The organism is Prosthecodimorpha hirschii (assembly GCF_001305515.1).
Lineage (GTDB): Bacteria > Pseudomonadota > Alphaproteobacteria > Rhizobiales > Ancalomicrobiaceae > Prosthecodimorpha > Prosthecodimorpha hirschii.
Genome location: NZ_LJYW01000001.1, coordinates 3,947,777 through 3,971,153, shown reverse-complemented (window position 1 = coordinate 3,971,153; position 23,377 = coordinate 3,947,777). Strand labels below are relative to the sequence as shown.

At 68.1% G+C, this 23,377-nt stretch carries 19 protein-coding genes, 1 tRNA gene, 1 rRNA gene, 3 pseudogenes and 3 other annotated features; of the genes and pseudogenes, 16 read left to right on the top strand and 8 right to left on the bottom strand.

Annotated elements, in window-relative coordinates; translation table 11 throughout:
* On the bottom strand, positions 1–669 hold the full coding sequence (locus tag ABB55_RS17455) for a haloacid dehalogenase type II (protein ID WP_054359940.1): 669 nt from the start codon (positions 667–669) through the stop codon (positions 1–3).
* A gap of 320 nt (positions 670–989) precedes the next feature.
* On the opposite strand from ABB55_RS17455, the gene ABB55_RS17450 reads away from it, so the two are divergent.
* The 7 genes from ABB55_RS17450 (at position 990) to ABB55_RS17420 (ending at position 9,590) form a co-directional block, all read left to right on the top strand.
* Positions 990–1,847, top strand: coding sequence for a GNAT family N-acetyltransferase (locus ABB55_RS17450; protein WP_054359939.1), 858 nt, complete (start codon positions 990–992; stop codon positions 1,845–1,847).
* A gap of 14 nt (positions 1,848–1,861) precedes the next feature.
* Complete coding sequence (locus ABB55_RS17445; protein WP_054359938.1) at positions 1,862–3,238, top strand: aspartate aminotransferase family protein; 1,377 nt, start codon at positions 1,862–1,864, stop codon at positions 3,236–3,238.
* A gap of 179 nt (positions 3,239–3,417) precedes the next feature.
* Positions 3,418–4,134: an HAD-IA family hydrolase gene (locus ABB55_RS17440; RefSeq protein WP_054359937.1), complete on the top strand. Its 717-nt coding sequence runs from the start codon at positions 3,418–3,420 to the stop codon at positions 4,132–4,134.
* A 113-nt stretch (positions 4,135–4,247) separates the two neighbouring features.
* Positions 4,248–5,813 (top strand): ABC transporter substrate-binding protein, encoded by a 1,566-nt coding sequence (locus ABB55_RS17435; protein ID WP_394367216.1) that lies wholly within the window; start codon positions 4,248–4,250, stop codon positions 5,811–5,813.
* Between the two features lie 320 nt (positions 5,814–6,133).
* The gene (locus ABB55_RS17430) at positions 6,134–7,084 is read left to right on the top strand and encodes an ABC transporter permease (protein ID WP_054359935.1); all 951 of its coding nucleotides are present in this window, start codon (positions 6,134–6,136) and stop codon (positions 7,082–7,084) included.
* Positions 7,084–7,929 carry an ABC transporter permease gene (locus tag ABB55_RS17425; protein WP_054359934.1) on the top strand — a complete coding sequence of 282 codons (846 nt, stop codon included), beginning with the start codon at positions 7,084–7,086 and terminating at the stop codon, positions 7,927–7,929. Before ABB55_RS17430 ends, ABB55_RS17425 begins: the two co-directional genes overlap by 1 nt.
* Positions 7,929–9,590: an ABC transporter ATP-binding protein gene (locus tag ABB55_RS17420; RefSeq protein WP_054359933.1), complete on the top strand. Its 1,662-nt coding sequence runs from the start codon at positions 7,929–7,931 to the stop codon at positions 9,588–9,590. Before ABB55_RS17425 ends, ABB55_RS17420 begins: the two co-directional genes overlap by 1 nt.
* A 295-nt stretch (positions 9,591–9,885) precedes the next feature.
* Here ABB55_RS17420 and ABB55_RS30640 read toward each other — a convergent pair.
* The 3 genes and pseudogenes from ABB55_RS30640 to ABB55_RS17415 all read right to left on the bottom strand — a co-directional run.
* Positions 9,886–9,975, bottom strand: a pseudogene (locus tag ABB55_RS30640) (Lrp/AsnC family transcriptional regulator); the annotation flags it as partial.
* A 305-nt stretch (positions 9,976–10,280) separates the two neighbouring features.
* Positions 10,281–10,406 (bottom strand): annotated as a pseudogene (locus ABB55_RS29075) (Lrp/AsnC family transcriptional regulator); the annotation flags it as partial.
* A 335-nt stretch (positions 10,407–10,741) separates the two neighbouring features.
* Positions 10,742–11,221: an Lrp/AsnC family transcriptional regulator gene (locus tag ABB55_RS17415; RefSeq protein WP_054359932.1), complete on the bottom strand. Its 480-nt coding sequence runs from the start codon at positions 11,219–11,221 to the stop codon at positions 10,742–10,744.
* Between the two features lie 246 nt (positions 11,222–11,467).
* Between ABB55_RS17415 and ABB55_RS17410 the strand changes: the two genes are divergently transcribed.
* Positions 11,468–12,793 (top strand): NAD(P)/FAD-dependent oxidoreductase, encoded by a 1,326-nt coding sequence (locus ABB55_RS17410; protein WP_054359931.1) that lies wholly within the window; start codon positions 11,468–11,470, stop codon positions 12,791–12,793.
* A 137-nt stretch (positions 12,794–12,930) separates the two neighbouring features.
* Positions 12,931–13,860 (top strand): dihydrodipicolinate synthase family protein, encoded by a 930-nt coding sequence (locus tag ABB55_RS17405; RefSeq protein WP_054359930.1) that lies wholly within the window; start codon positions 12,931–12,933, stop codon positions 13,858–13,860.
* 175 nt (positions 13,861–14,035) lie between these two features.
* On the opposite strand, the gene ABB55_RS17400 is transcribed toward ABB55_RS17405, so the two are convergent.
* Positions 14,036–14,746 carry a FadR/GntR family transcriptional regulator gene (locus tag ABB55_RS17400; protein ID WP_054359929.1) on the bottom strand — a complete coding sequence of 237 codons (711 nt, stop codon included), beginning with the start codon at positions 14,744–14,746 and terminating at the stop codon, positions 14,036–14,038.
* A 176-nt stretch (positions 14,747–14,922) separates the two neighbouring features.
* On the opposite strand from ABB55_RS17400, the gene ABB55_RS17395 reads away from it, so the two are divergent.
* The 7 genes from ABB55_RS17395 to ABB55_RS17365 are packed head-to-tail and all read left to right on the top strand — an operon-like array spanning position 14,923 to position 21,570.
* Complete coding sequence (locus ABB55_RS17395) at positions 14,923–15,999, top strand: ABC transporter substrate-binding protein (RefSeq protein ID WP_054359928.1); 1,077 nt, start codon at positions 14,923–14,925, stop codon at positions 15,997–15,999.
* Positions 16,000–16,015: 16 nt separating this feature from the next.
* Positions 16,016–16,867, top strand: coding sequence for an ABC transporter permease (locus tag ABB55_RS17390; RefSeq protein WP_054359927.1), 852 nt, complete (start codon positions 16,016–16,018; stop codon positions 16,865–16,867).
* Complete coding sequence (locus ABB55_RS17385; RefSeq protein WP_054359926.1) at positions 16,864–17,637, top strand: ABC transporter permease; 774 nt, start codon at positions 16,864–16,866, stop codon at positions 17,635–17,637. The genes ABB55_RS17390 and ABB55_RS17385 overlap by 4 nt, the downstream gene beginning before the upstream one ends.
* Positions 17,638–17,641: 4 nt before the next feature.
* Complete coding sequence (locus tag ABB55_RS17380; RefSeq protein WP_054359925.1) at positions 17,642–18,817, top strand: M24 family metallopeptidase; 1,176 nt, start codon at positions 17,642–17,644, stop codon at positions 18,815–18,817.
* A 4-nt stretch (positions 18,818–18,821) separates the two neighbouring features.
* A complete protein-coding gene (locus tag ABB55_RS17375; RefSeq protein ID WP_083463704.1) occupies positions 18,822–19,901 on the top strand; it encodes an ABC transporter ATP-binding protein in 1,080 nt (359 codons plus the stop codon).
* Positions 19,902–19,924: 23 nt separating this feature from the next.
* Positions 19,925–20,278 carry a cupin domain-containing protein gene (locus ABB55_RS17370; RefSeq protein WP_054359923.1) on the top strand — a complete coding sequence of 118 codons (354 nt, stop codon included), beginning with the start codon at positions 19,925–19,927 and terminating at the stop codon, positions 20,276–20,278.
* A gap of 2 nt (positions 20,279–20,280) precedes the next feature.
* On the top strand, positions 20,281–21,570 hold the full coding sequence (locus ABB55_RS17365) for an NAD(P)/FAD-dependent oxidoreductase (RefSeq protein WP_054359922.1): 1,290 nt from the start codon (positions 20,281–20,283) through the stop codon (positions 21,568–21,570).
* A 267-nt stretch (positions 21,571–21,837) separates the two neighbouring features.
* Here ABB55_RS17365 and ABB55_RS31295 read toward each other — a convergent pair.
* The 3 genes and pseudogenes from ABB55_RS31295 to rrf all read right to left on the bottom strand — a co-directional run.
* Positions 21,838–22,050: pseudogene (locus ABB55_RS31295) on the bottom strand (AAA family ATPase); the annotation flags it as partial.
* Between the two features lie 296 nt (positions 22,051–22,346).
* Positions 22,347–22,423, bottom strand: a tRNA-Met gene (locus ABB55_RS17360).
* Between the two features lie 87 nt (positions 22,424–22,510).
* Positions 22,511–22,625: ribosomal RNA gene (rrf, locus tag ABB55_RS17355) — 5S ribosomal RNA — on the bottom strand.
* Between the two features lie 150 nt (positions 22,626–22,775).
* Positions 22,776–23,025 (bottom strand) — a sequence feature (23S ribosomal RNA rRNA prediction is too short).
* 20 nt (positions 23,026–23,045) lie between these two features.
* Positions 23,046–23,205, bottom strand: a sequence feature (23S ribosomal RNA rRNA prediction is too short).
* 19 nt (positions 23,206–23,224) lie between these two features.
* Positions 23,225–23,370: a sequence feature (23S ribosomal RNA rRNA prediction is too short), on the bottom strand.
* Positions 23,371–23,377 lie beyond the last annotated feature (7 nt).

Here is a 23,377-nt window from a genome sequence, read left to right as displayed (position 1 = left end):
TCACAGGCCGACGACGGCGGGCAGGCCGGAAATGTCGGCGATCTCGACATAGCCATAATAGGGATTGGCCGGCTCGTGGCCGCGATTGACCCAGACCTTGTTCTTGATGCCGAGATCGTGCGCCGACATCAGATCGTAGCGGAACGAAGACGAGCAGTGCAGCACGTCCTCCGGGCCGCAGCCGAGCATGTCGAACATGTATTCGAAGGCCTGGAAGCGCGGCTTGTAGGCCTGCGCCTGCTCGGCCGTGTAGACGGCGTGGAACGGCGCGCCGAGCTTGGCGACATTGTGCGGGATCTGCGCGTTCATGGCATTGGACAGGATCACCAGCGGGATCTCCTTGGCCACCTTGGCGAGGCCGGCCGGCACGTCCGGATGCGGACCCCAGGTCGGCACCTGCTCGTAGATCCAGGCGGCATCCTCGGCCCGGAACGCGACGCCATTCTTGCGGCAGGTCCGCTCGACCGCGTTGTGCACCACCTCCGCATAGGGCTTCCAGGCGCCCAGGATCTCGTCGAGCCGATAGGCCGAGAAATCGCGGATGAAGGCGGTCATGCGGGCCTCGTCCAGCGTGGCGCCGTAGATCGCCCGGGCGGCATCGGCCATCTGGTAGAAGATCAGCGTGCCGTGGCAGTCGAAGGTCACGTATTTCGGGCGGAAGCGGCTCATGACGGGGTCCTTGGGGCCGATGGCGGGATGTCCACGCCATCATAGGAGCCCGCGCCCATGCGCCCGCGCCGCAGTCGGGCCGGAGGAAAGCACATCCTGCCGAATGGTCGCCGGGGCTCGGCAGAGAGTTGCGACCCGGCCGCGAGACGGATCGCCGTCCCCGACCGGGCTCGCCGGACTGCGGCCGGCGCGTCCGAAATAAACTGCGGTGCCGCGTCCGGCGGACGGCCGAAGATGTCGCCGGACCGGAAAGCTCGACCGGAAACGCCACGCCGGCCGGGCTACCAAGGAGGCAACCCCTCCTCCTGCCGGACCCGCCGATGGCCGATACCCCGATCGCATTCCAGGACTTCGCCGAACCGCATCTGGACGGCGCCCACAGGCTCTCCGTCGAGGCGCGCTGGCCGCATCGGCGCGAGGACTGGGCGCTGGTCATGGACCTGAGCCACGGCGTCGCCGCGCTCGACGGCGAGCGGGTCGTCGGCACCGCCTTCGTCACCCCGTTCGGGCCGGCCGCGACGATCAACATGGTGATCGTCGCCGAGGCGATGCGCGGACGCGGGCTCGGCCGGGCGCTGATGGAGCGGGTCCTGGCGGCGGCGGGACCGCGGGTGACCCGCCTGACCGCCACCGCCGACGGCCTGCCGCTCTACGAAAAGCTCGGCTTCCGGCCCACCGGCATGATCCACCAGCACCAGGGCATCCCGTCCGGGCTGCCGCCGGTGCCCGACCCTGTCGCCTGGGCGGAGACGCCCGATCTCGACGCGCTCGCGGCGCTCGACCGGGTCGCCTCGGGCATGGAGCGCCGTCCGCTCCTCGAGCGCCTTGCTGGATTGGGCCGCTTCGCCGTCCTGACCGACGGCGGCGGCGCGGTCACCGGCTTCGCGGCCTTGCGCGCCTTCGGCCGCGGCGAGGTGATCGGTCCGGTCGTCGCGCCGGACCCGCAAGGCGCCATGGCGCTGATCGATTTCGTGATCGCGAACCGCCCCGGCGCCTTCCTGCGCGTCGACACGCCCGATCCGGCGGCCTTGTCCGCCTTTCTCGAATCCCGCGGCCTGGCCAAGGCCGGCGACGGCATCCCGATGATCCGCAGCGGGAACACGCCCGCCGACAACGGACCTGCGCCGGCCGGGCCGGCCGTGAAGACCTATGCCCTGGCCAGCCAGGCCCTCGGTTGAACCGGAGTTTCGCCATGCTCAGCAATTCCCTGGTCGAACTCGACCGCGCCCATCTGATCCACCCGGTCGCCTCCTATCGCGGCCACGAGAAGGCCGGCGTGCGCGTGCTGCGCTCGGCGCGCGGTGCGACCGTCACCGATGGCGCCGGCCAGCAGCTGCTCGACGGCTTCGCCGGCCTCTGGTGCGTCAATCTCGGCTACGGCGTCGAGAGCGTGGTCGAAGCCGCCGCGCATCAGATGCGCGAACTCTCCTATGCGACCGGCTATTTCAGCCTCGGTTCGGAGCCGGCCATCCGGCTCGCCGCCGAACTCGCCGAGCGCACCCCGGGCGATCTCGACCATGTCTATTTCACGCTCGGCGGATCGGACGCGGTCGATTCCACGGTGCGCTTCGTGCGCTACTACCAGCGCGCCCGCGGCAAGCCGGAGAAGGACCAGTTCATCTCGCTGGAGCAGGGCTACCACGGCTCCTCGACCGTCGGCGCCGGCCTGACCGCGCTGCCGGCCTTCCATGCCGGCTTCGGGCTGCCGTATGACTGGCAGCATAAAATTCCGTCGCACTATCTCTACCGCAATCCGGTCGGCTCCGATCCGCAGGCCGTCATCGCCGCCTCGGTGGCGCAGCTGCACGCCAAGGTCGCCGAGATCGGCGGGCCGGAGCGGGTCGCGGCCTTCTATGCCGAGCCGATCCAGGGTTCCGGCGGCGTACTGGTGCCGCCGGACGGCTGGATGAAGGCGATGCGCGAGGCCTGCCGCGCGCTCGACATCCTGTTCGTCGCCGACGAGGTGATCACCGGCTTCGGCCGCACCGGCCCGCTCTTCGCCTGCGCGGACGAGGGCATCGTTCCGGACCTGATGACCGTCGCCAAGGGTCTGACCTCCGGCTACGTGCCGATGGGCGCGGTGTTCATGACCAACCACGTCTACGACACCATCGCGGACGGGGCGGGCGCGGCCGCCGTCGGGCACGGCTACACCTATTCGGCCCACCCGGTCAGCGCCGCCGTGGGGCTCGAAGTGCTGCGGCTCTACGAGGCCGGCGTCCTGGAAAACGGCCGCAAATCCGGTCGCCGGCTGATGGAGGGGCTCGCCAGCCTCGCCGATCACCCGCTGGTCGGCGACGTGCGCGGCCGCGGCATGCTGGCGGCGGTCGAACTGGTGGTCGACAAGGCCGCCCGCACGCCCCTGCCGGCGGCCAGCGAGCCGGCGCGCCGCATCTTCGACCGCGCCTGGGCCAACGGGCTGGTCATCCGCGCCTTCGGCAACGGCGCGATCGGCTTCGCGCCGCCGCTCTGCGCCACCCTGGCGGAGATCGACGCCATGGTCGAACGGACCCGCCGCACGCTCGATCAGACGCTCGAGGATCCGGACGTGCGCGCCGCCATGGCGTGAGCCGGTCGCGGCGCTTCGGCCGGCATTTCGGCCGATATGTTGGAATGCCGCGCGATTCGAAATTTTGTGCCGAACCGCTTCGCGCATTCAGCGGATAAGGCGCACGTCCCTTGGGGAAACTCCTGAGGGCGCGATCGGAAGAAATCCGCTCCAGCCGGCCATCGCCAGGAGGTCCCCGGGTGTCCAAGAGTTTCGCCGATTTCCGGTACCTGACCTTCGACGTGGTCGGCACCCTGATCGACTTCGAGGGCGGCATCACCGGTACGCTCGCCGAGATCGGCCGGGAGGCGGGCGTCGCGGTCGACGGCGAGGCCGCGCTGGCGCTTTACCGGGCGGCCCGCTACATGCCGGAGGCGCAGCGCTTCCCCGACGATCTCGCCCGCGTCTACGGCGTCATCGCCCCGAAGCTCGGCCTTCCCGCCGGTGAGGAATTCGGCGCGCGGCTGCGTGACGGGGCTGCGACCTGGTCGGCCTTCCCGGACAGCGCCGCGGCGCTCGCCCGGCTGGCCCGGCACTACCGCCTGATCGCCATGACCAACGCGCAGCGCTGGGCCTTCGAGCATTTCGCCCGGACCCTGGGCAACCCGTTCCATGCCGGTTTCACGGTCGACGATACCGGCACAGAGAAGCCCGATCCGGAATTCTTCCGCCACGTCTTCCGCTTCGTCGAGAGCGAGGGCGCCACGCCGGACCAGATCCTGCACGTGGCGCAGAGCCAGTATCACGACATCGGCATCTCGCGCCGCCTCGGCATGACCAACTGCTGGATCGAGCGCCGTCACGCCCAGCCCGGCTACGGCGGCACGATCGAGCCCGAGCGCTTCACCGAGCCCGACTTCCATTTCACCTCGATGGCGGCCCTGGCCGATGCCGTCGAGGCCAGCCTGCCGGCCTGATCAGCCGGATCGCGCAAATCCGATCGAACGGTGGGCATCCGCCCGCGGAACCACGAAAGGGGAACGTCGTGACCGACAAGTTCGCATCCCACTGGACCAAGTCCGACGACGCCATGGTCGAGCACGCGCTTCGCCACGGCGCGACCCGCCGCGATCTCATCAAGATGCTGATGGCCGGCGGCCTCACCGCGGCCGCGGGCGGCCTGGTCATCGGCCGCGCCACCTCGGCGCTGGCGGCGACCCCGGTTTCCGGCGGCACCCTGAAGGCGGCCGGCTGGTCGTCCTCCACCGCCGACACGCTCGACCCGGCCAAGGCCTCGCTGTCGACCGACTATGTCCGCTGCTGCGCCTTCTACAACCGTCTCACCTTCCTGGACGAGACCGGCGTGCCGCAGATGGAGCTCGCCGAGAGCATCGACTCCAAGGACGGCAAGGTCTGGACCGTCAAACTGCGCAAGGGCGTCACCTTCCATTCCGGCAAGACCCTCTCGTCCGCCGACGTGATCTATTCGCTGAAGCGCCATCTCGACCCGGCGACCGGTTCGAAGGTCAACGCGATCGCCAAGCAGATGACCGGCTTCAAGGCGGTCGACGATCTGACCGTCGAGATCACGCTGGCCGAGTCCAACGGCGATCTGCCGACCATCCTGTCGCTGCATCACTTCATGATCATCGCCGACGGCACCACCACCTTCGCCAAGGCGAACGGCACCGGCGCCTTCGTGTGCGAGAACTTCGAGCCGGGCGTCCGTTCGATCGGCGTGAAGAACAAGAACTACTTCAAGTCCGGCGTCGTTCATCTCGACAGCTTCGAGTTCTTCGCCATTCCGGACGACGCCGCGCGCATCAACGCGCTGCTCGCCGGCGACATCCAGCTCGCGGCCTCGATCAACCCGCGCAACATCCGCCTGGTCGAAGGCCAGCCGGGCGTGGTCCTGTCCAAGACCACCGCCGGCAACTACACCAACCTGAACATGCGCCTCGACATGACGCCGGGCGACAAGGCCGACTTCGTCGCCGGCATGAAGTATCTGATCAACCGCGAGGCGATCCAGAAATCCGCACTGCGCGGCCTCGCCGAGATCGCCAACGACCAGCCGGTCTCGCCGGCGAACCGCTACCACAATGCCAGCCTGAAGCCGAAGGCGTTCGATCCCGAGAAGGCCAAGTTCCACTTCCAGAAGGCCGGCCTGATCGGTCAGGAAATCCCGATCGTCTGCTCCGACGCGGCCTCCTCGTCGGTCGACATGGCGACCATCGTGCAGTCCGCCGGCCAGGCGATCGGCATGAAGTTCGATCTGAAGCGCGTCCCCTCGGACGGCTACTGGTCGAACTACTGGTTGAAGGCGCCGGTCCATTTCGGCAACATCAACCCGCGGCCGACCCCCGACATCCTGTTCTCGCTGCTCTACGCCTCGTCGGCGCCGTGGAACGAGAGCCAGTACAAGTCGGAGAAGTTCGACCGCATGCTGATCGAGGCGCGCGGCTCGCTCGACGAGGCCAAGCGCAAGCAGATCTACGGCGAGATGCAGGTCATGGTGGCCGAGGAAGCTGGCACGGCGATCCCGGTCTACATCTCCAACGTCGATGCGATCTCGTCCAAGCTGCAGGGCCTCAAGGCCAATCCGCTCGGCGGCATGATGGGCTACGCCTTCGCCGAATATGTCTGGCTGGCCTGACCGGCCGACCGTCGCCGGCGCGCTGCGGCGCCGGTGACCGCCTTGCGCGGCCGGGGTTCGAACCCCGGTCGCGCCGTTCCGACGACGGACGAGACCTGAGCCGGTCCCGCATCCGGACCGTCCGCGGCGCCGGCCGATTCTATCCCGGTGCCCTGCGGGAACCGCCATCCGGGCGCGCACCTCCGGGATGCGCGATCCGCCCGGTTCCGGCCCGCTCCTTGCTAAGCGAAACTGCGAATCGAGACCATCGTCGAGGCCGGCATGCGGTATGGTTACCGCAGCGGGCACGCCGATCCTGTGGCCGAACGAAGGGAGCGCGGATGAAAGCCAGGATACCGTCCCTGATCGCAGGACGCCTGCTGATCGCGCTGTTCACGATGGTGGTCGTGTCCTTCACGGTCTTCGCCGCGACCGCGATCCTGCCCGGCGACGTGGTCGAGATCCTGCTCGGCCAGGCGGCGACGCCCGAGGCGGTCGCCGGCCTCCGGACCGCGATGCATCTCGACGAGCCGGCCCTGGTCCGTTTCGGCCACTGGCTGGCCGGCCTCGCCACCGGCGATCTCGGCACCTCCTATGCCAACCACCTGCCGATCGCGCAGCTGATCGGCGGCCGGCTGGTCTCCTCCCTGAAGCTCGCCGGGCTGACCGCGCTGTTCTCGGTGCCGATCGCCCTGACGCTCGGCATCACGGCCGCCGCCATGCGCGGCTCGATCTACGATCGGACGGTCTCGATGCTGACCATCGGGGTCATCTCGGTGCCGGAATTCATGGTCGCGACCAGCGCGGTGCTGATCTTCGCCGTCTGGCTGAAATGGCTGCCGGCCCTGTCGATCGCCCGCGACGTGTCGACCTTCGGCGAACTCCTGAAGATCTACGCCATGCCGATCATGACGCTGAGCTTCGTCATCTCGGCCCAGATGATCCGCATGACCCGCGCCGCCGTGATCGAGGCCCTGCAGAGCCCCTATGTCGAGATGGCCATCCTCAAGGGCGCCTCGCCGGCGCGCGTCGTGCTGCGCCATGCCCTGCCCAACGCCATCGGGCCGATCGTCAACGCGGTCGCACTCTCGCTGTCCTACCTGCTCGGCGGGGTGATCATCGTCGAAACCATCTTCAACTATCCGGGCATCGCCAAGCTGATGGTCGATGCGGTCGCGACCCGCGACCTGCCGCTGATTCAGACCTGCGCCATGATCTTCTGCCTCGTCTACCTGCTCCTGACCACGACCGCCGACATCCTCGCCATCCTGGCCAATCCGAGGCTCCGCTGATGGCCGTCCTGTCGCATCATATCGGCCGCTGGACCGGCTACCGCGTCAACGGCGTCGGCCTGGCGAGCTTCGCCGTCGTGCTGGCCTGGGCGATCGTCGCGATCGCGGCGCCTTGGATCACGCCGCACGGGGTCGGCGAGATCGTCGACTACGACTATTTCGGCCCGCTGACCGCGAAATTCCCGCTCGGCACCGACTATCTCGGCCGCGACATGCTGTCCCGCGTGCTGATGGGCGCGCGCTACACGGTCGGCATCTCGCTCGCCGCGGTGGCGATCGCCTGTTTCGCCGGCGTCTCGCTCGGCATGGCGGCGGCGGTGATGGGCGGCTGGGCGGATTCGGCGCTGAGCCGGCTTCTGGATGCGCTCAACTCGATCCCCAGCAAGCTGTTCGGCCTCGTCGTGGTCGCCGGCGTCGGCTCCTCGATCCCGGTCCTGATCATGACGCTGGCGATCATCTACACGCCGGGCGCCTTCCGCTTCGCCCGGGCGCTCGCCGTCAACGTCAACACGATGGACTTCATCACCGTGGCGCGCATCCGCGGCGAAAGTCTCGGCTATCTGATCGGATCGGAGATCCTGCCGAACATCGTCGGGCCGGTCTTCGCCGATGTCGGGCTGCGCTTCGTGTTCATCGTGCTGCTCCTGTCAGGCCTCTCCTTCCTGGGCCTCGGCGTGCAACCGCCGAATGCCGACTGGGGCGCGCTGGTGCGCGAGAATATCGGCGGCCTGTCCTTCGGCGCGCCGGCCGTGATGGCGCCGTCGCTGGCCATCGCCAGCCTGACGATCGGAGTCAATCTCCTGATCGACAACCTGCCGCAGAAGATCCGGGACCGGAGCGCGTGATGGCGACGATCGTTGAGATTCGCGACCTCGAGGTCGAGGCGACCACCGATGCCGGGCGCAGGGTCGAGATCATCCGCAAGGTCGGCTTCACGATCGAGGACGACGAGATCGTCGCCCTGATCGGCGAAAGCGGCTCGGGCAAGTCGACCATCGCGTTGACGCTGATGGGCTATACCCGGCCCGGCTGCCGCATCTCCGGCGGCTCGGTCACGGTCGGCGGCAAGGACATGGTGCGGCTCTCCGAGCGCGAGCGGCAGGCGATCCGCGGCACCGATGTCGCCTATGTGCCGCAGAGCGCGGCGGCGGCCTTCAATCCGGCCAGCACCATCATGGACCAGGTGATCGAGGTCACCCGCATCCATGGCCTGATGTCCGACGCCGAGGCGCGCATCCGCGCCGTCGAACTGTTCCGCGCCCTGTCGCTGCCCGAGCCCGACACGATCGGCGACCGCTATCCGCATCAGGTCTCCGGAGGCCAGTTGCAGCGGCTCTCCGCCGCCATGGCGCTGATCGGCGGCCCGAAGCTGATGATCTTCGACGAGCCGACCACCGCGCTCGACGTGACCACCCAGATCGAGGTTCTGCGCGCCTTCAAGGCGGTCATGAAGCGCGGCGGCATGGCCGGGGTCTATGTCTCGCACGATCTTGCCGTGGTGGCGCAGATCGCGGACCGGATCGTCGTGCTCAAGGCCGGGGAGATCCAGGAGATCGGCACCACGGCGGCGATCCTGGAGCGGCCGCAGCATCCCTATACGCGCGAACTGCTCGCCGCCTTCGCCCCCAACCGGGCCGTGCCGGCGACGACCGAGGCGGCCGTCCATCCGCATCCGCTCTTGGAACTCTCCGGCGTCATCGCCGGCTACGGCCGCGTCATGTCCGACGGCATGCCGGCCGTACCTGTCGTGCGCGACGTGACCCTGTCGCTCGCCGCCGGCCGCAATCTCGGCATCATCGGCGAATCCGGTTGCGGCAAGTCGACGCTTGCCCGCGTCATCGCCGGCATCGTGCCGCGCGCCCGCGGCCATATCCTGTTCGACGGCAAGGAACTCGCCGCCGATGCCGGCGCCCGCTCGCGCGACGAACTGCGCAAGCTGCAGATCGTGTTCCAGTCCGCCGACACCGCGCTCAATCCGATGAAGTCGGTCGACGAGATCCTCGGCCGTCCGATCACCTTCTATCACGGCATCGGCGGCGCCGAGCGGCAAGCCCGCGTCGACCGGCTGCTCGACATGGTCCACCTGCCGCGCAGCCTGCGCCACCGGCGGGCGACGGAACTGTCCGGCGGCCAGAAGCAGCGCGTCAATCTCGCCCGGGCGCTCGCCGCCGAGCCGCGCCTGATCCTGTGCGACGAGATCACCTCCGCGCTCGACACCGTCGTGGCGGCGGCGATCATCGACCTGCTCAAGGAACTGCAGCGCGAACTCGGCGTCTCCTACCTGTTCATCAGCCACGACCTGAACACCGTGCGGGCGATCTGCGACGAGGTCGCGGTCATGTACAAGGGCGAGAAGATCGAACAGGCCGCCCCGGACCAGCTCGGCGGCCCGGACAGCCACCCCTATTCCCGCCTCCTCTACGCCTCGGTCCCCAAACTCGACCCGACCTGGCTCGACAGCCTCGACCGCGATCCGGAACTCGTGAAGGCGTTCGGCGGGCGGTAGGCGGGGGATACATCCGGCAGGGAGACGGGTAGCCAATCGGAGTCCCTGACTGGCGGACTGCGGAGCGGGACCCATCCCCCTCAACCGCAATCCCGGCCGCAGCGAAGCGGAGAGCCGGGACCCACTCCGCTGGCGACTTGCCGTAAGACCATGCTTTCATTGATGATCTTGATGCGGCTGTGAGGTGAATGGGTCCCGGATCGGCGGCCCTTCGGGCCTTGTCCGGGATTGCGGTTTGGGGGATTGCCCAGGGACAATTCACCACCGGCTACCGTCCACCACCCTCTGCCTCCCCTCACTCCGCATGAAACAAAGTCGCCAGCGGGACGTGCGGTTTCACGATCGGGGATTTCAGGACGACGAGGCTGAAATACTTGTCGATGCCGGACGTCGATCAGGCGCTCCATCAGGACCTTCTATGCGGGCAGGGAGACCGGTAGCCAATTGGAATCCCAGACGCGCGGACTGCGGAGCGGGACACATCCCCCTCAACCGCAATCCCGGCCGGAGCGAAGCGGAGAGCCGGGACCCACTCCGCTGGCAAATTTCCATAAGACCATGCTTTCATTGACGATCTTGATGCGGCCGCGAGGCGAGTGGGTCCCGGATCGGCGGCCCTTCGGGCCTTGTCCGGGATTGCGGTTTGGGGGAACGGCCCAGGGACAATTCACCACCGGCGACTGCCTCCCCTTACTCCGCATGAAACAAGGTCACCAGCGGGATGTGCGGTTTCACGATCGGGGATTTCAGGACCACGAAGCTGAAATACTTATCGATACCCATGTCGAGGTCGATCCGGCGCTCCATCAGGACCTGCTATGCGGGCAGGGAGGCCGGTAGCCAATTGGAAACCCCGACTGGCGGACTGCGAAGCGGGACACATCCCCCTCAACCGCAATCCCGGCCGGAGCGAAGCGGAGAGCCGGGACCTACTCCGCTGGCGAATTGCCGTAAGACCATGCTTTCATTGATGGTCTTGATGCGGCTGTGAGGCGAGTGGGTCCCGGATCGGCGGCCCTTCGGGCCTTGTCCGGGATTGCGGTTTGGGGGAATTGCCCAGGGACAATTCACCACCGGCTACCGCCCACACCCTACCGCCCAATCCCAACTCCCAGCTCCCAACTCCCTCCTCCCCCCCCCCCTGCCTCCGCTCACTCCGCATGGAACAGGGTCGCCAGCGGGATATGCGGTTTCACGATCGGGGATTTCAGGACCACGAAGCTGAAATACTTGTCGATGCCGATGTCGAGGTCGATCAGGCGCTCCATCAGGACCTGGTACTCGGCGATGCCGCCCGTGACGAATTTCACGAGATAGTCGTAGCCGCCCGAAACGAGGTGGCATTCGACGACGGAATCGAGCTTCTCGACCACCGCCAGGAAGCGCGCGAAATCCGACTGGCGGTGGTTCTTCAGGGTGATCTCGGTGAAGACGGTCAGCGGCTGGCCGAGCTTGGCGACGTTGATGCGGGCCGAATAGCCGAGGATGTAGCCCTCCTGCTGCAGCTTCTTGACCCGCATCAGGCACGGGCTCGGCGACAGATTGACCAGTTCGGCCAGCTCCACATTGGTGATGCGGCCGTTCTTCTGCAGTTCGGAGAGGATTTTCAGGTCGATCTGATCGAGCTTCATGCAGGGTCCCGAAGCTGCGCCGCCGGTCGGCCGACCGATGTCATCAGGCGCCACAGGCGATCATGGTCGAGCCGCGAGGCCGGGGCAATCCCGCGGTGGCCGGCCGCTCCATTGGAGCCTGCGGACGGGCGAAGGTTGCGCCGTCGGTCGACGGCGCGGCAGCATGTTATGCCGTCCCGGCCCGCAGTCCGGCGGCTCCGGCCGCCGCCACCCGGATAGTCTCGGGGCGTCAGACCGGAGATCCGCATGCCCGCACCGCTGCTTGCCATCGAATCGTCGCCCGTCCTGCCGTCCGCAGCCGATGTGGTCGTGATCGGCGGCGGCATCGCCGGCGTGTCGGCGGCCTACTATCTGGCCCGGCGCGGCGTCAGCGTGGCCCTGGTCGAAAAGGGGCGGATCGGTGCCGAGCAGTCCAGCCGGAACTGGGGCTGGTGCCGGCAACAGAACCGCGACGTTCGCGAATTGCCGCTCGCCACCCGCAGCCTCGAACTGTGGGATCGGCTTGCCGGCGAGATCGGTGCGGATCTCGGCTTCAGCCGCTGCGGGCTGCTCTATCTGAGCGACGACGAGGCCGAGATCGCCCGTTGGGCCGCCTGGCGCGACATGGCCCGGCACCACGGCGTGACGACCCATATCCTCGACGCGGCCGAGGCGGCCGAGCGCGGCCGGGCGACCGGCAAGGCCTGGAAGGGCGGGGTCTTTTCGCCGAGCGACGGCATCGCCGATCCGAGCCGGGCCGCGCCGATCATCGCGCGCGGCGTGATGGCGGCCGGCGGCACGGTGCATCAGATGTGCGCGGCGCGCGGCCTGGAGCTGGCCAGCGGGCGGATCGCCGGCGTGGTCACCGAGAAGGGCACCATCCGCACCGCGACCGTGGTCCATGCCGGCGGCGCCTGGACCTCCTCCTTCTGCCGGCAGGTCGGCATCGACTTCCCGCAGGCCTCGGTCCGCTCCTCGATCCTCGCCGTGGCGCCGGTCGACGCGACGCTGCCGGATGCACTCCACACCGCGCGCGTCTCGGTGACCCGGCGCGGCAGCGGCGGCTGGACGCTCGCGGTCAGCGGCAAGGCGCGGGTCGACCCGACGCTGCAGCAGCTCCGCTTCGCCCGCCAGTTCGTGCCGATGTTCCTCGGCCGCTGGCGCAGCCTGGCGGTCGGCGGCCTCGAGGGCCTGCGCGGCGGGCACGAGACGCTGGCCCGCTGGGCGCTCGACCGGCCGACGCCGATGGAGGCGAACCGGATCCTCGATCCGAAGCCGGACCGGGGCCAGATCGAGGTGACCCGCCGGCGTGCCGGCATCCTGCTGCCGGCCCTCGCCGATGCGCCGGTGACCGCCGCCTGGGCCGGCTATATCGACAGCACCCCGGACGGCGTGGCGGCGATCGGCGGCTACGACCGACTGCCGGGCTTCATCCTGGCCTCCGGACTGAGCGGCCACGGCTTCGGCGTCGGGCCGGGCATCGGCCATCTGGTCGCCGACCTGATCACCGGAGCGACGCCGATCGTCGATCCGGCACCCTACGATCCGCGCCGGCTCGACGCCTCGGTCTGGGGCCGGGTGGCGCAGTTCTGACCCGGGCCGACGCCGCCGCTGCGGAGTGCGGCGACGGCATGGGCGATATCGCCCGAAAGGCCTGGACGGACGGCCCGCGCCGCGCGAGAAGGCGTCTTTCGCCGGCAGACGGCCGGCCGAACGAGGATACTCTGTCCATGCACCTGACCCCGACCGCCGCAGGCGTCTTCCCGATCGCTCCGACGCCCTTCGCGGCCGACGGCAGCCTCGACTGGGCCTCCGCCGAGCGGCTGTTCGCCTGGTATGACGGGCTCGGCGCCGACGGCACCACGGTGCTCGGCATCATGGGCGAGGCGCCGAAGCTGGAGCCGGAGGAATCGCTCCGGATCGTCAAGGTGGCGGTCGCCGGCATGCCCGGCAAGCCGGTCATCGTCGGCGTCTCGGCGCCCGGCTTCGCGGCGATGCGCCGGCTGGCCCGGGACGCGATGGAGGCCGGCGCCGCGGCGGTGATGATCGCGCCGCCGCCGTCGCTGCGCACCGACGACCAGATCACCGGCTACTATGGCCAGGCGATCGAGGCGATCGGCGCCGATATCCCCTTCGTCATCCAGGACTATCCGCTGACGCTGTCGGTGATCATGACCCCGGCCGTGATCCGCCGGATCGTGATGGACAATCCGTCCTGCGTGATGCTGAAGCACGAGGACTGGCCGGGCCTGGAGAAGATCTCCGCCTTGCGCCGCTTCGAGGCGGACGGCTCGCTGCGGCACATCTCGATCCTGACCGGAAACGGCGGCCTGTTCCTGGATTTCGAGATGGAGCGCGGTGCCGACGGTGCGATGACCGGCTATGCCTTCCCGGAGATGCTGATCGACACCGTCGCCCTGCAGAAGGCCGGCCGGCGCGACGACGCGCACGACCTGTTCGACGCCCACCTGCCGCTGCTGCGCTACGAGCAGCAGCCCGGCGCCGGCCTCGCGGTGCGCAAGTATACCCTGATGCGCCGCGGCATCCTGGCCAGCGACGCCCAGCGCAAGCCCGGCGCGGGCCTGACGCCCGCCGCCAAGGCGGAGGTCGACTACCTGCTCGCCCGCCTTGCCCGCAAGGATGCCCGCGCGGCCCTGTAGCCGACCCGGCGCATTCTGGAGCCTCGGCATCGCCGCGCGCCATGGCGCGCGGCCGGACGGCGCCGCGTGGCTGCCGCGAACCCGGCCCCCGGTCGATCCGATCGGGTGGGGCCGACGCGGGCGGACCGATCGATCCGCCGATCCGTTCAGATCGGATGCCGCACCGCAGGGCGCGCTAGATCTCCCATGCCACCATCTGGGCGTTGGCCCGCACGCCGCCGAGATGGCGGCGAAGGGCCTGGCGCGCGGCATCGGCATTCCTGTCCTGGAGCGCTTCGACGATGGCTTCGTGCTCCTGCTGGTACACGGCCCATTTCTCCAGCGAGAAGCTGCCTTCCTTGAGGCGCAGCCAGCCGCGGCTGTCCCGTGCCGCGCTCAGCCGCCTGCCGAGTTCCATGTAGAGCCTGTTGCTGGTCAAGTCGAAGATCGCCTCGTGGAAGCGCCGGTCGGCATGCTCGGCGTCGCGCCAGGCGGCCACCCGCCGGCCCGCCTCGGCCACCGACGACAGATGCTCGAGCTGGGCGTCGGTCGATTTCAGCACCGCAAGTTCGACCAGGGGCGGTTCGCAGGACAGGCGAAATTCCATGAACTCGGCCGGCGTCGGCCAGAGCTCCTCAGTGGCCGCCGGCGCGGTGGCAGCGGCGGCCTCTTTGACATAGGTGCCGCGCCCGACATGGCGGGCGATGCGCCCCTCCTGCTCGAGCAGCCCGAACACCACCCGCACGGTCGAGCGCGAGAGGCCGCTGCGCTCGGCCACCAGCCGCTCATTCGGCAGCCGGGCACCCGGGCGCAGCATGCCGCCCGCGATGGCCTGCCGCAACTGGGCCAGCAGGTCGTCGCGCGACTGCGCTGGGGCAACGGGCAGGGTGTCGTCTTGAAGATCCATGGGAATCGGTGCCGGATGAAGACAGACCTATACCAATCATACCAATACACCCGTGGCAAGCACGGGTTCAGGGCATATGAGGCCCATAAATTGGACTTTACACGGAAGATGGTCGCTCATACTGTCGATATGGTCTGAATTGGTTAGTCCAATCCACATGAGATGAGGATCCCCCCATGGGCAACCGGCGCATTTCCGCTCCCTCGTCAGGCAAGGCCATCGATCGCCGGCTGTTGCTCAAATTCGGCGGCGCGTCGCTGCTCGCCGTCTCGGCGCCCAGCGTGCTTCGGGCGCAGGCCAAAGAGGTGGTGTTCGCAAGCTGGGGCGGCTCATGGGAAGCGGCCATGCGCGAAGCGTGGTTCAAGCCGTTCACGGCCAAGACCGGCATCGAAGTGCGCACCGTGCAGGGCAATACCTATGGCCGCGTGCAGGCGATGGTCGAATCCGGCCGCACCGACTGGGATGTCGTCGAAGTCCTGCCCGACTTCCAGTGGATCGGCCCGAAGCGCGGCCTGCTCGAGCCCATCGATTTCAACGTGGTCGACAAGAGCCAGATCATGCCCGGTGCGGACATGATCACCGAATATTCCGTGCCGCAGGTGCTGTTCTCGCGGCTCGTCGCCTACAACAAGAAGCTCGGCGCCGGCCCGCAGAGCTTCGCCGACGTCTTCGACACCAAGAAGTTCCCGGGAAAGCGCGCCTTCTACACCAAGGCCAACGGCGCCTATCTCGAGGCCGCGCTGCTGGCCGACGGCGTCGACCCGGCCAAACTCTATCCGCTCGACATTCCGCGCGCGCTGAAGAAGCTCAGCACGATCCGCGACGACATCCAGTTCTACGAGACCAATGCCCAGGCCGAGCAGATGATGAGCGACGGCCAGGCGGCCATCGCGCTGACCCCCGACGGCCGGGCGCTCAACGCCCGCTCGCACGGCGCCCCCATCGATATCCAGTTCGGCCTCAGCTTCCTCACCTGGTCGGCGATGGTCGTGCCGAAGGGCACCACGCGCAAGGCCGAGGCCATGCAGCTGATCGCCTTCTGCCTCACCCGCGAGGCGCAGGCCGAGATCGCCAAGGTCTACACCTATGGCCCGGTGGTGCCGAAAGCCTTCGAGCTTCTGCCGCCGGAGCGCGCCAACATCCTCTCGGGCGGCCCGCAGATGCAGGGCAAGGCTGTGATCATGGGCGAGAAATGGTGGGGCGAGAACCTCTCCGGCGTCACCGAGCAGGTCAACGCCTGGAAACTGTCCTGAACGGATCGACGGCGGGATGTCCTCGACGATGATGCATGCCGTGCGCCGGCACGGGCCGTATGTGCTGATCCTGCCGGGCTTCATGCTGCTGGCAGGGCTGTTCGTGCTGCCCGTCGGCCAGTTGCTGGCGACGAGCTTTGGCGACCCGGCGGGCTCGTTCGTGCATTACGAGCGGATCCTCACCCAGCCCGTCTATCTGCGCGTCATCCTGCGCACGCTCACCTTGAGTGCCGCGACCGCAGCTCTGTGCCTCATCCTTGGCTATCCCCTCGCCTATCAGCTGAACCGCTCGAAAGGTGTGGCGCGGGGGCTGATCCTGCTGTGCATCCTCATCCCCTTCTGGACCAATCTGCTGGTGCGCTCCTATGGATGGATCGTGCTGCTCAATCCGCAGGGAGTGATCAACGGCGCGCTGCGCGAGGCCGGGCTGGTCGAGAGCGGGCTGCCGCTGGTCTACAACACCACCGGCGTGCTCATCGGCATGACGCAGATCATGCTGCCCTACATGGTGCTGCCGCTCGCCGCCGTGATGAGCCGGATCGATCCGCGCGTGATGGATGCCGCCCGCTCGCTGGGCGCCTCTCCACGCGCGGCCTTCCTCAAGGTCTACGTCCCGCTGACGCTGACGGGCGCGCTGGGCGGCGTCCTGCTCGTCTTCATGATCAGCCTGGGGTTCTTCGTCGTGCCGGCGATGCTGGGCGGCCAGCGTGACATCCTTCTGGCGCAGTTGATCGAATTCAACGTCAACCAGACGCTCAACTGGCCCTTCGCCGGGGCGCTCTCGGCGGTGCTGCTGGTATCGACCCTGGTGCTCTATGCGTTCGGCGACCGCTTTCTCGGATTGCGCCGGTTGTGGGGGGCGGAATGAGACGGCCGGGCCGCCTGCTCCTCGGCGCGATCGCGGCGACCGTCTGCGTCTATCTGATCCTGCCGACGCTGATCGTGGTGCCGATCTCGTTCACCAAGACCGACTTCATCACCTTTCCGCCGCAAGGCTTCTCGACCCGCTGGTACGCGGCCTTCTTCACGCGGCCGGAATGGAGCGGGGCCTTCGTCACCAGCCTTGTCGTCGCGACCTTCACCGCCGCGCTGACCACCGTGCTCGGCACCATGATCGGGCTTGCCCTGCCCAGGCTGCCGCCACGCGCCAACCGGCTGCTCGGCCTGTTCTTCCTGCTGCCGATGATCGTCCCGGCCATCATCACCGCCGTCGCGCTCTACCGGCCCTTCGCCCAGATCGGTCTCATCGCCTCGGTGCCGGGCCTTATCGTGGCGCATACCATTCTCGCCCTGCCGTTCGTCGTCATCAACGTGGCCGCCGTGGTGCACAAGCTCGACTGGCGCATCGTCGATGCCGCCCGGTCGCTCGGTGCCACACCCGCCATTGCCTTCCGGAAAGTGACGCTGCCCGCACTGGCGCCGGGCATCGCGGCGGGCGGCATCTTCGCCTTCCTGACGAGCTTCGACGAAGTGGTGGTGGCGCTGTTCATCTCGGGCTCCGGCGCGACCACCCTGCCGGTGCAGATGTGGAGCGGCATCCGCTTCGAGATCAGCCCGATCGCCGCCGCCGCTTCCTGCCTGCTGCTGCTCGGCTCCTGCCTGCTGCTGGCCCTGTTTTCCCTGCTGAAACGGACATGACCCCATGACGAAGCCGATCATCCCCGCCGAGGAATTCGCCGAGCGCCGCGCCCGCGCGGTCGACGCTGCCCGTGCGCGCGGGCTCGACGGCCTTCTGGTCGCCTCGCGGGGCGGCGGCACGCTCGACCGCTATGCCGACGTGCTTTATCTCACGAACTTCTACACCCATTTCCCCTTCATCCCGGATTTCGAGGGCAACTGGTCGGCCCGCGCCCACACCTTCCTGGTGCTGCCGGTCGACGCCGCGCCGGAACTGCTGATCGACGTGCCCGACGACGGGCGCATCCGCCTCGCCGACGGCAAGGTCAGCTATTCCGACTTCGTGCTTGAAGACACCGCCGAGGCGCTGAAGCGCGCCGGTCTGGCGCGCGGCCGCGTCGGGCTTGTCGGTGGCGACGTGCTGACCTTCACCATGCTGAACAAGCTGAAGGCGGCCCTCCCCGATCTGACGCTGGTTCCGGCGGACGACGTGCTGACCAAACTGCGCTCGATCAAGTCGCCGGGCGAAATCGCGCTGCTGCGGCGCGCCTCGCAGGTCGGCTCGCGGATGATCGAAGCGATGATGGCGGCGGCCGAGCCGGGCGCCTCGCATGGCGACGTGGTGGCCGCCGGGCTCAACCATCTCGTTCCGGCCGGGGGCATTCTCTACAATTCCTTCATGGCCTCCGGCCGCGGCGGCGATCCCTCCCGCCTTGCCAAGAGCAACTTCCCCACCTGGGGATCAGAGAAGCGCCTGGAGAAGGGCGACTGGATCCGCCTCGGCATTTCCGGCGCGGTCGACGGCTACGTGTTCGATCTCGCGCGGGCCAAGGCGGTAGGCCCCGTGTCGGCCCGGCAGGTCGAACTGTTCGAGGCTGCCATCGCCTGCATCGAGGCAACGCTCGGAGCCATTCGCCCCGGTGCGACGGCGCACGATCTCGGCGCCGCCGGGCTCGGCAAGCAGACGGCGCTGGGCTTCAAGATCGACGGCGTGTTTTCCGCCATGGGGCACGGCATCGGGCTGGGCTGGGACGATCCGTGGCTGGCGCGCGGCGTGACCACGCCGATCCTGCCCAACATGGTGCTCTCGGTGGAGAGGACCATCACGCAGGACGGCTATCTCGGCGACTTCGAGGAATCGATCCTGGTGACCCCGGACGGCTACGAACTGATCACCGATGCCCCCCGTCGGTTCTGGTGAGGCGATGGCAGGAGCAGCCATCCGCATTGAGGGGCTGAGCAAGCGCTACGGCGATTTCGTTGCCGTGGACAATGTCTCGCTCGATATCGCACCCGGCGAGTTCGTGACGCTGCTCGGCCTGTCCGGCTCGGGCAAGACCACGACGCTGATGGCCGTGGCCGGCTTCGTCGAACCGGATGCCGGCCGCATCGCCATCGACGGGCGCGACATCGTCGACCTGCCGCCCGAGAAGCGCAATCTCGGCGTGGTGTTCCAGAGCTATGCGCTGTTCCCGCATCTGAACGTGTTCGAGAACGTCGCCTTCCCGCTGCGCATGCGCAAGCGTCCTGCCGGCGAGATCGAGGCGGAGGTGAAGCGTCTGCTCGGCACCGTTCATCTCGAGGCCTTCGCCGACCGCAAGATCGCCGCGCTCTCCGGCGGCCAGCAGCAGCGCGTGGCGCTCGCCCGCGCCCTCGTCTTCGCCCCGCCGGTCCTCTTGATGGACGAGCCGCTCGGCGCGCTCGACCGCAGCCTGCGCGACGAGTTGCAGACCGAGATCAAGCGCATTCAGCGCGACCTCGGCGTGACGGTGATCTATGTCACCCACGACCAGGAGGAGGCGCTGGCGCTATCCGACCGCATCGCGGTGATGGCCGGCGGCACGATCTGCCAGCTCGCCACGCCGGACGAGATCTACGAACGGCCCCGGAATGCCTTCGTCGCCTCCTTCGTCGGCGAATCCAATGCCTTCGACGTCCGCCTGACCGGCCCGGCGGTGGCCGGTTGCCAGCCGGTCGAGATCGGCGGCCTCGCCTTTACCGCCATACGGCAGGAGGACATCTCCGGCGAGCGCGGTCTGATGGTGATCCGTCCCGAGGCCATCACCCTCGCCGGCGCGCCGGCCCCGGCCGGAAATGTCATCGCGGGCCGGATCGTCGCGCGCGAATTCCTCGGCGCCACCATCCGACTGTCCATCGTCACGGCGCTCGGCACCTTCCTGGTGCGCCAGCCCCGCACGGCGCCGGCGGCGCGCGCCGGGCTGGACGAGACGGTCCATCTCTCCTGGAACGCCGCGGATGCGCTCCTGTTCGCGCCGCGCCCGTGACCCGCCGAAAGGTGCCTGCCCCCATGATGCCCGATCTCATCGACTTCGACAGCGCCACCACGGAGCCGACACGGAGTGCGCCTTCGCAGGACCGCATCCTCGCCGGGGACCCCCGCTGGCGCAGCTGGATCCACTTCGCCGAGGGGGACATGACCGGCGGCGAGTGGGAATCGACGCCCGGCCGCTGGACCATCGCCTATGACAAATGGGAATTCCTGCGCATTCTCTCCGGCCGCGGCGTGCTGCGGCGCGACGACGGGCACGCGATCGCCCTGGAGCCGGGCACGACGGCCATCATCCGCCCCGGTTTCACGGGTGTCTGGGAAGTGAGCGAGACCATGCGCAAGCATTTCCTCGTTCGCCACCGGGAAGGCTGATCATGGCACCGGCCGCCGCACCGCAAGGACTCTGGGCCGCGTCCAGTCAGGTTCCGCCTTTCGAAGGCCGGCCGCTCGACGGCGAGAAGGGCGTCGATATCGCCATTGTCGGCGGCGGCTTCACGGGCCTCTCCGCCGCGCTGCACGCCGCGGAGATCGGCAGTTCGGTGTGCGTGCTGGAGGCCGAGAGCATCGGTTTCGGTGCGAGCGGACGCAATGGCGGGCAGGTCAATCCCGGCCTGAAGCTTGACGAAACGGCGCTGGCGGCGCGCTTCGGCGAGAGCGGCCGGGGGCTCTACCGGCTCGGCCAGGAGGCGCCGGACTTTCTGGCCGACCTCATCGCCCGCAAGCGCCTGAACTGCCGCTTCGAGCGTAACGGGCTGTTCCGCCTCGCGCACAACCGCGTGGCCTTGCAGACGGTGCGCGAGGCCGCCGCCGGCTTGCGCCGGAGCGGTGTCGCGGTCGAGGATCTCAGCGCCGCCGATGTCGTAGCCCGCGTCGGCACCGGGCGCTATCCCGGCGGTCTGTTCGATCCGCGCGGCGCGAGCGTGCATCCACTCGACCTCTGCCGCGAACTGGCGCGCGCGGCGCAAGCCGCCGGCGCCGCCCTCTTCCCCGATTCTCCGGCACTCACCCTGAACCGCATCGGCAAGGGTTGGCGGATCACCACGCCCGGCGGCATGGTTCACGCGCGCAAGGTTCTGGTCGCGACCAATGCCTATACGGACGCGCTGGTCCCGGGCCTGGCGCGCAGCCTGCTGCCGGTGAACAGCTTCCAGATCGCCACGGAACCGCTCGGCGCGCACGGCGACGCCATCCTGCCCGGCAATCAGGCCGTCTATGACAGCCGCCGTCTGGTGCTCTATTTCCGAAAGAGCCCGGACGGGCGCCTCGTGCTCGGCGGGCGGGCGTCCTTCTCGTCCTCGCGAGTGACGTCCGACAAGGTCGCGGACTACTCGACCCTGAAATCCGTCCTGGCCGGCATCTTCCCGTCGCTCGCCGACCTGCCGATCGCCCATGGCTGGACCGGTCTGGTCGGCATCACCCTCGACTATCTCCCGCACTATCACGCCCTGCCGGACGATCTCCACGTGCTCGTCGGCTACAATGGCCGCGGCGTCGCCCTGTCGCACCGCGCCGGTGCCTGGTTGGGACGCAAGCTCGCCGGTCGGCCGGAATCGTTCGACATTCCGACGGTTCCGGTGACGCCCTTTCCCTTCCATGCCTGGCGCGAGACCGTGCTCGATCTGGGCATGCGCTGGAACCGCATCCTGGACATCTTCGGGCGATGATCGCGGTTTCCCCGCCCCTTGCCGGCCGGCGGAGCGCGCCTTTGAGCTGTCGGGCGCCGGCCATTCCACGCAAGGACTTCGCCACAGCGCGCCTGCGCCGACACGGACGACGTTGCCGCTTCCCTGTTCACGTTGCTTGGCCACCCGAAGCTCGCGGAGGCTTATCGTCGCAAAGTCGAAGTGTTGGAAGCGGCACTCGACGGACCGGAGGCCCTGGAAGAGCGAATAGAAGGCCTTCTGCACCTCGTGCGAACAGGCATTCAGCTCGTCGAGGAACAGGCAATAGGGCTCGTCGCGCGCGATCAGGGTCGGCGGGCAGAAGCGCGACTTGCCGTCGACGATCTGCGGCACGCCGATGATGTCTTCCGGGGCCAGTTGCGAGCCGAGCAGGGAGACGCAGGGCAGGCCGACCGCTTCCGCGAAGCCGCGCACCAGCGCCGACTTGCCGATGCCGGGCGGCCCCCAGATGAAGACCGGCATGGCCGGCGCGACATTGAGGAGAAACGGCGCCAGGGCCGAAGGTGTCAGGATGGCGGCGGCTTCCATGGCGGCAACCTCGGCAACCGGCCGCCCGGTCCGGGGCGGCGCAACACAGGATGCCGCCGTCAATAGCCGATGGTCCCCGCGCTGTCGCCCGCCGGCCCCCGCCCCGCCCGGCAATCGCATTGGGGAGGGTGCGTGCGAGGTGTGAGCGCCGCGGCCGGCTTTGCCGCGGAATGGGCCGTTAGAATAACGCAAAACGCCCCGTGCTTTTGGGCACGGGGCGTCGAACGTTTTGGTTGCGGGGGCCAGATTTGAACTGACGACCTTCAGGTTATGAGCCTGACGAGCTACCGGGCTGCTCCACCCCGCGGGATGGGAGGTTTTGCCAGCGAGTTTGTGCTGGGTGTTGTGGAGAGAAGGTTTGGGAGAGAGGCTTGGTGTGTTTCGTGCTTTGCAGGCCTGGCAGCGACCGACTCTCCCGCGTCTTGAGACGAAGTACCATGGGCGCTGGGGGGTTTGACGGCCGAGTTCGGAATGGGATCGGGTATGGGCCCCCCGCTGGAACCACCAGGCCAGCGAAGCACGAAAGGGTTTTCTCGGGGTTTGCCTTCGGCAGTGTCGCATGGGCATTGGCGCCGGGAGCCTGGTGGCTCCGACGGACTGTCGCCCATTGCCGACCGCCTGATGGCGTAAGCATGGATAAATGAGAGTCATCAAGCCGATCGGGCTATTAGTACCGGTAAGCTGAACACATTGCTGCGCTTACACACCCGGCCTATCGACGTGGTCGTCTCCCACGGCCCTATTTAGCGAGACCTTGTTTTGACGTGGGTTTCCCGCTTAGATGCCTTCAGCGGTTATCCCGTCCGCACATAGCTACCCTGCACTGCCCTTGGCAGGACAACAGGTCCACCAGTGGTGCGTCCATCCCGGTCCTCTCGTACTAAGGACAGATCGTCTCAAGTCTCGAACACCCACGGCAGATAGGGACCGAACTGTCTCACGACGTTCTGAACCCAACTCACGTACCACTTTAATCGGCGAACAGCCGAACCCTTGGGACCTGCTCCAGCCCCAGGATGTGATGAGTCGACATCGAGGTGCCAAACCTTCCCGTCGATATGGACTCTTGGGGAAGATCAGCCTGTTATCCCCGGCGTACCTTTTATCCGTTGAGCGATGGCCCTTCCACGCGGGACCACCGGATCACTATGGCCGACTTTCGTCTCTGCTCGACGTGTCAGTCTCGCAGTCAGGCAGGCTTATGCCATTGCACTCGACGACCGATTTCCGACCGGTCTGAGCCCACCATCGCGCGCCTCCG

Bases quoted from the DNA above. Each gene is read 5' to 3' on its own strand.
- ABB55_RS17455 (WP_054359940.1), bottom strand. From the start codon at position 669: ATGAGCCGCTTCCGCCCGAAATACGTGACCTTCGACTGCCACGGCACG.
- ABB55_RS17450 (WP_054359939.1), top strand. From the start codon at position 990: ATGGCCGATACCCCGATCGCATTCCAGGACTTCGCCGAACCGCATCTG.
- ABB55_RS17445 (WP_054359938.1), top strand. From the start codon at position 1,862: ATGCTCAGCAATTCCCTGGTCGAACTCGACCGCGCCCATCTGATCCAC.
- ABB55_RS17435 (WP_394367216.1), top strand. From the start codon at position 4,248: ATGGTCGAGCACGCGCTTCGCCACGGCGCGACCCGCCGCGATCTCATC.
- ABB55_RS17430 (WP_054359935.1), top strand. From the start codon at position 6,134: ATGAAAGCCAGGATACCGTCCCTGATCGCAGGACGCCTGCTGATCGCG.
- ABB55_RS17425 (WP_054359934.1), top strand. From the start codon at position 7,084: ATGGCCGTCCTGTCGCATCATATCGGCCGCTGGACCGGCTACCGCGTC.
- ABB55_RS17420 (WP_054359933.1), top strand. From the start codon at position 7,929: ATGGCGACGATCGTTGAGATTCGCGACCTCGAGGTCGAGGCGACCACC.
- ABB55_RS17415 (WP_054359932.1), bottom strand. From the start codon at position 11,221: ATGAAGCTCGATCAGATCGACCTGAAAATCCTCTCCGAACTGCAGAAG.
- ABB55_RS17410 (WP_054359931.1), top strand. From the start codon at position 11,468: ATGCCCGCACCGCTGCTTGCCATCGAATCGTCGCCCGTCCTGCCGTCC.
- ABB55_RS17405 (WP_054359930.1), top strand. From the start codon at position 12,931: ATGCACCTGACCCCGACCGCCGCAGGCGTCTTCCCGATCGCTCCGACG.
- ABB55_RS17400 (WP_054359929.1), bottom strand. From the start codon at position 14,746: ATGGATCTTCAAGACGACACCCTGCCCGTTGCCCCAGCGCAGTCGCGC.
- ABB55_RS17395 (WP_054359928.1), top strand. From the start codon at position 14,923: ATGGGCAACCGGCGCATTTCCGCTCCCTCGTCAGGCAAGGCCATCGAT.
- ABB55_RS17390 (WP_054359927.1), top strand. From the start codon at position 16,016: ATGTCCTCGACGATGATGCATGCCGTGCGCCGGCACGGGCCGTATGTG.
- ABB55_RS17385 (WP_054359926.1), top strand. From the start codon at position 16,864: ATGAGACGGCCGGGCCGCCTGCTCCTCGGCGCGATCGCGGCGACCGTC.
- ABB55_RS17380 (WP_054359925.1), top strand. From the start codon at position 17,642: ATGACGAAGCCGATCATCCCCGCCGAGGAATTCGCCGAGCGCCGCGCC.
- ABB55_RS17375 (WP_083463704.1), top strand. From the start codon at position 18,822: ATGGCAGGAGCAGCCATCCGCATTGAGGGGCTGAGCAAGCGCTACGGC.
- ABB55_RS17370 (WP_054359923.1), top strand. From the start codon at position 19,925: ATGATGCCCGATCTCATCGACTTCGACAGCGCCACCACGGAGCCGACA.
- ABB55_RS17365 (WP_054359922.1), top strand. From the start codon at position 20,281: ATGGCACCGGCCGCCGCACCGCAAGGACTCTGGGCCGCGTCCAGTCAG.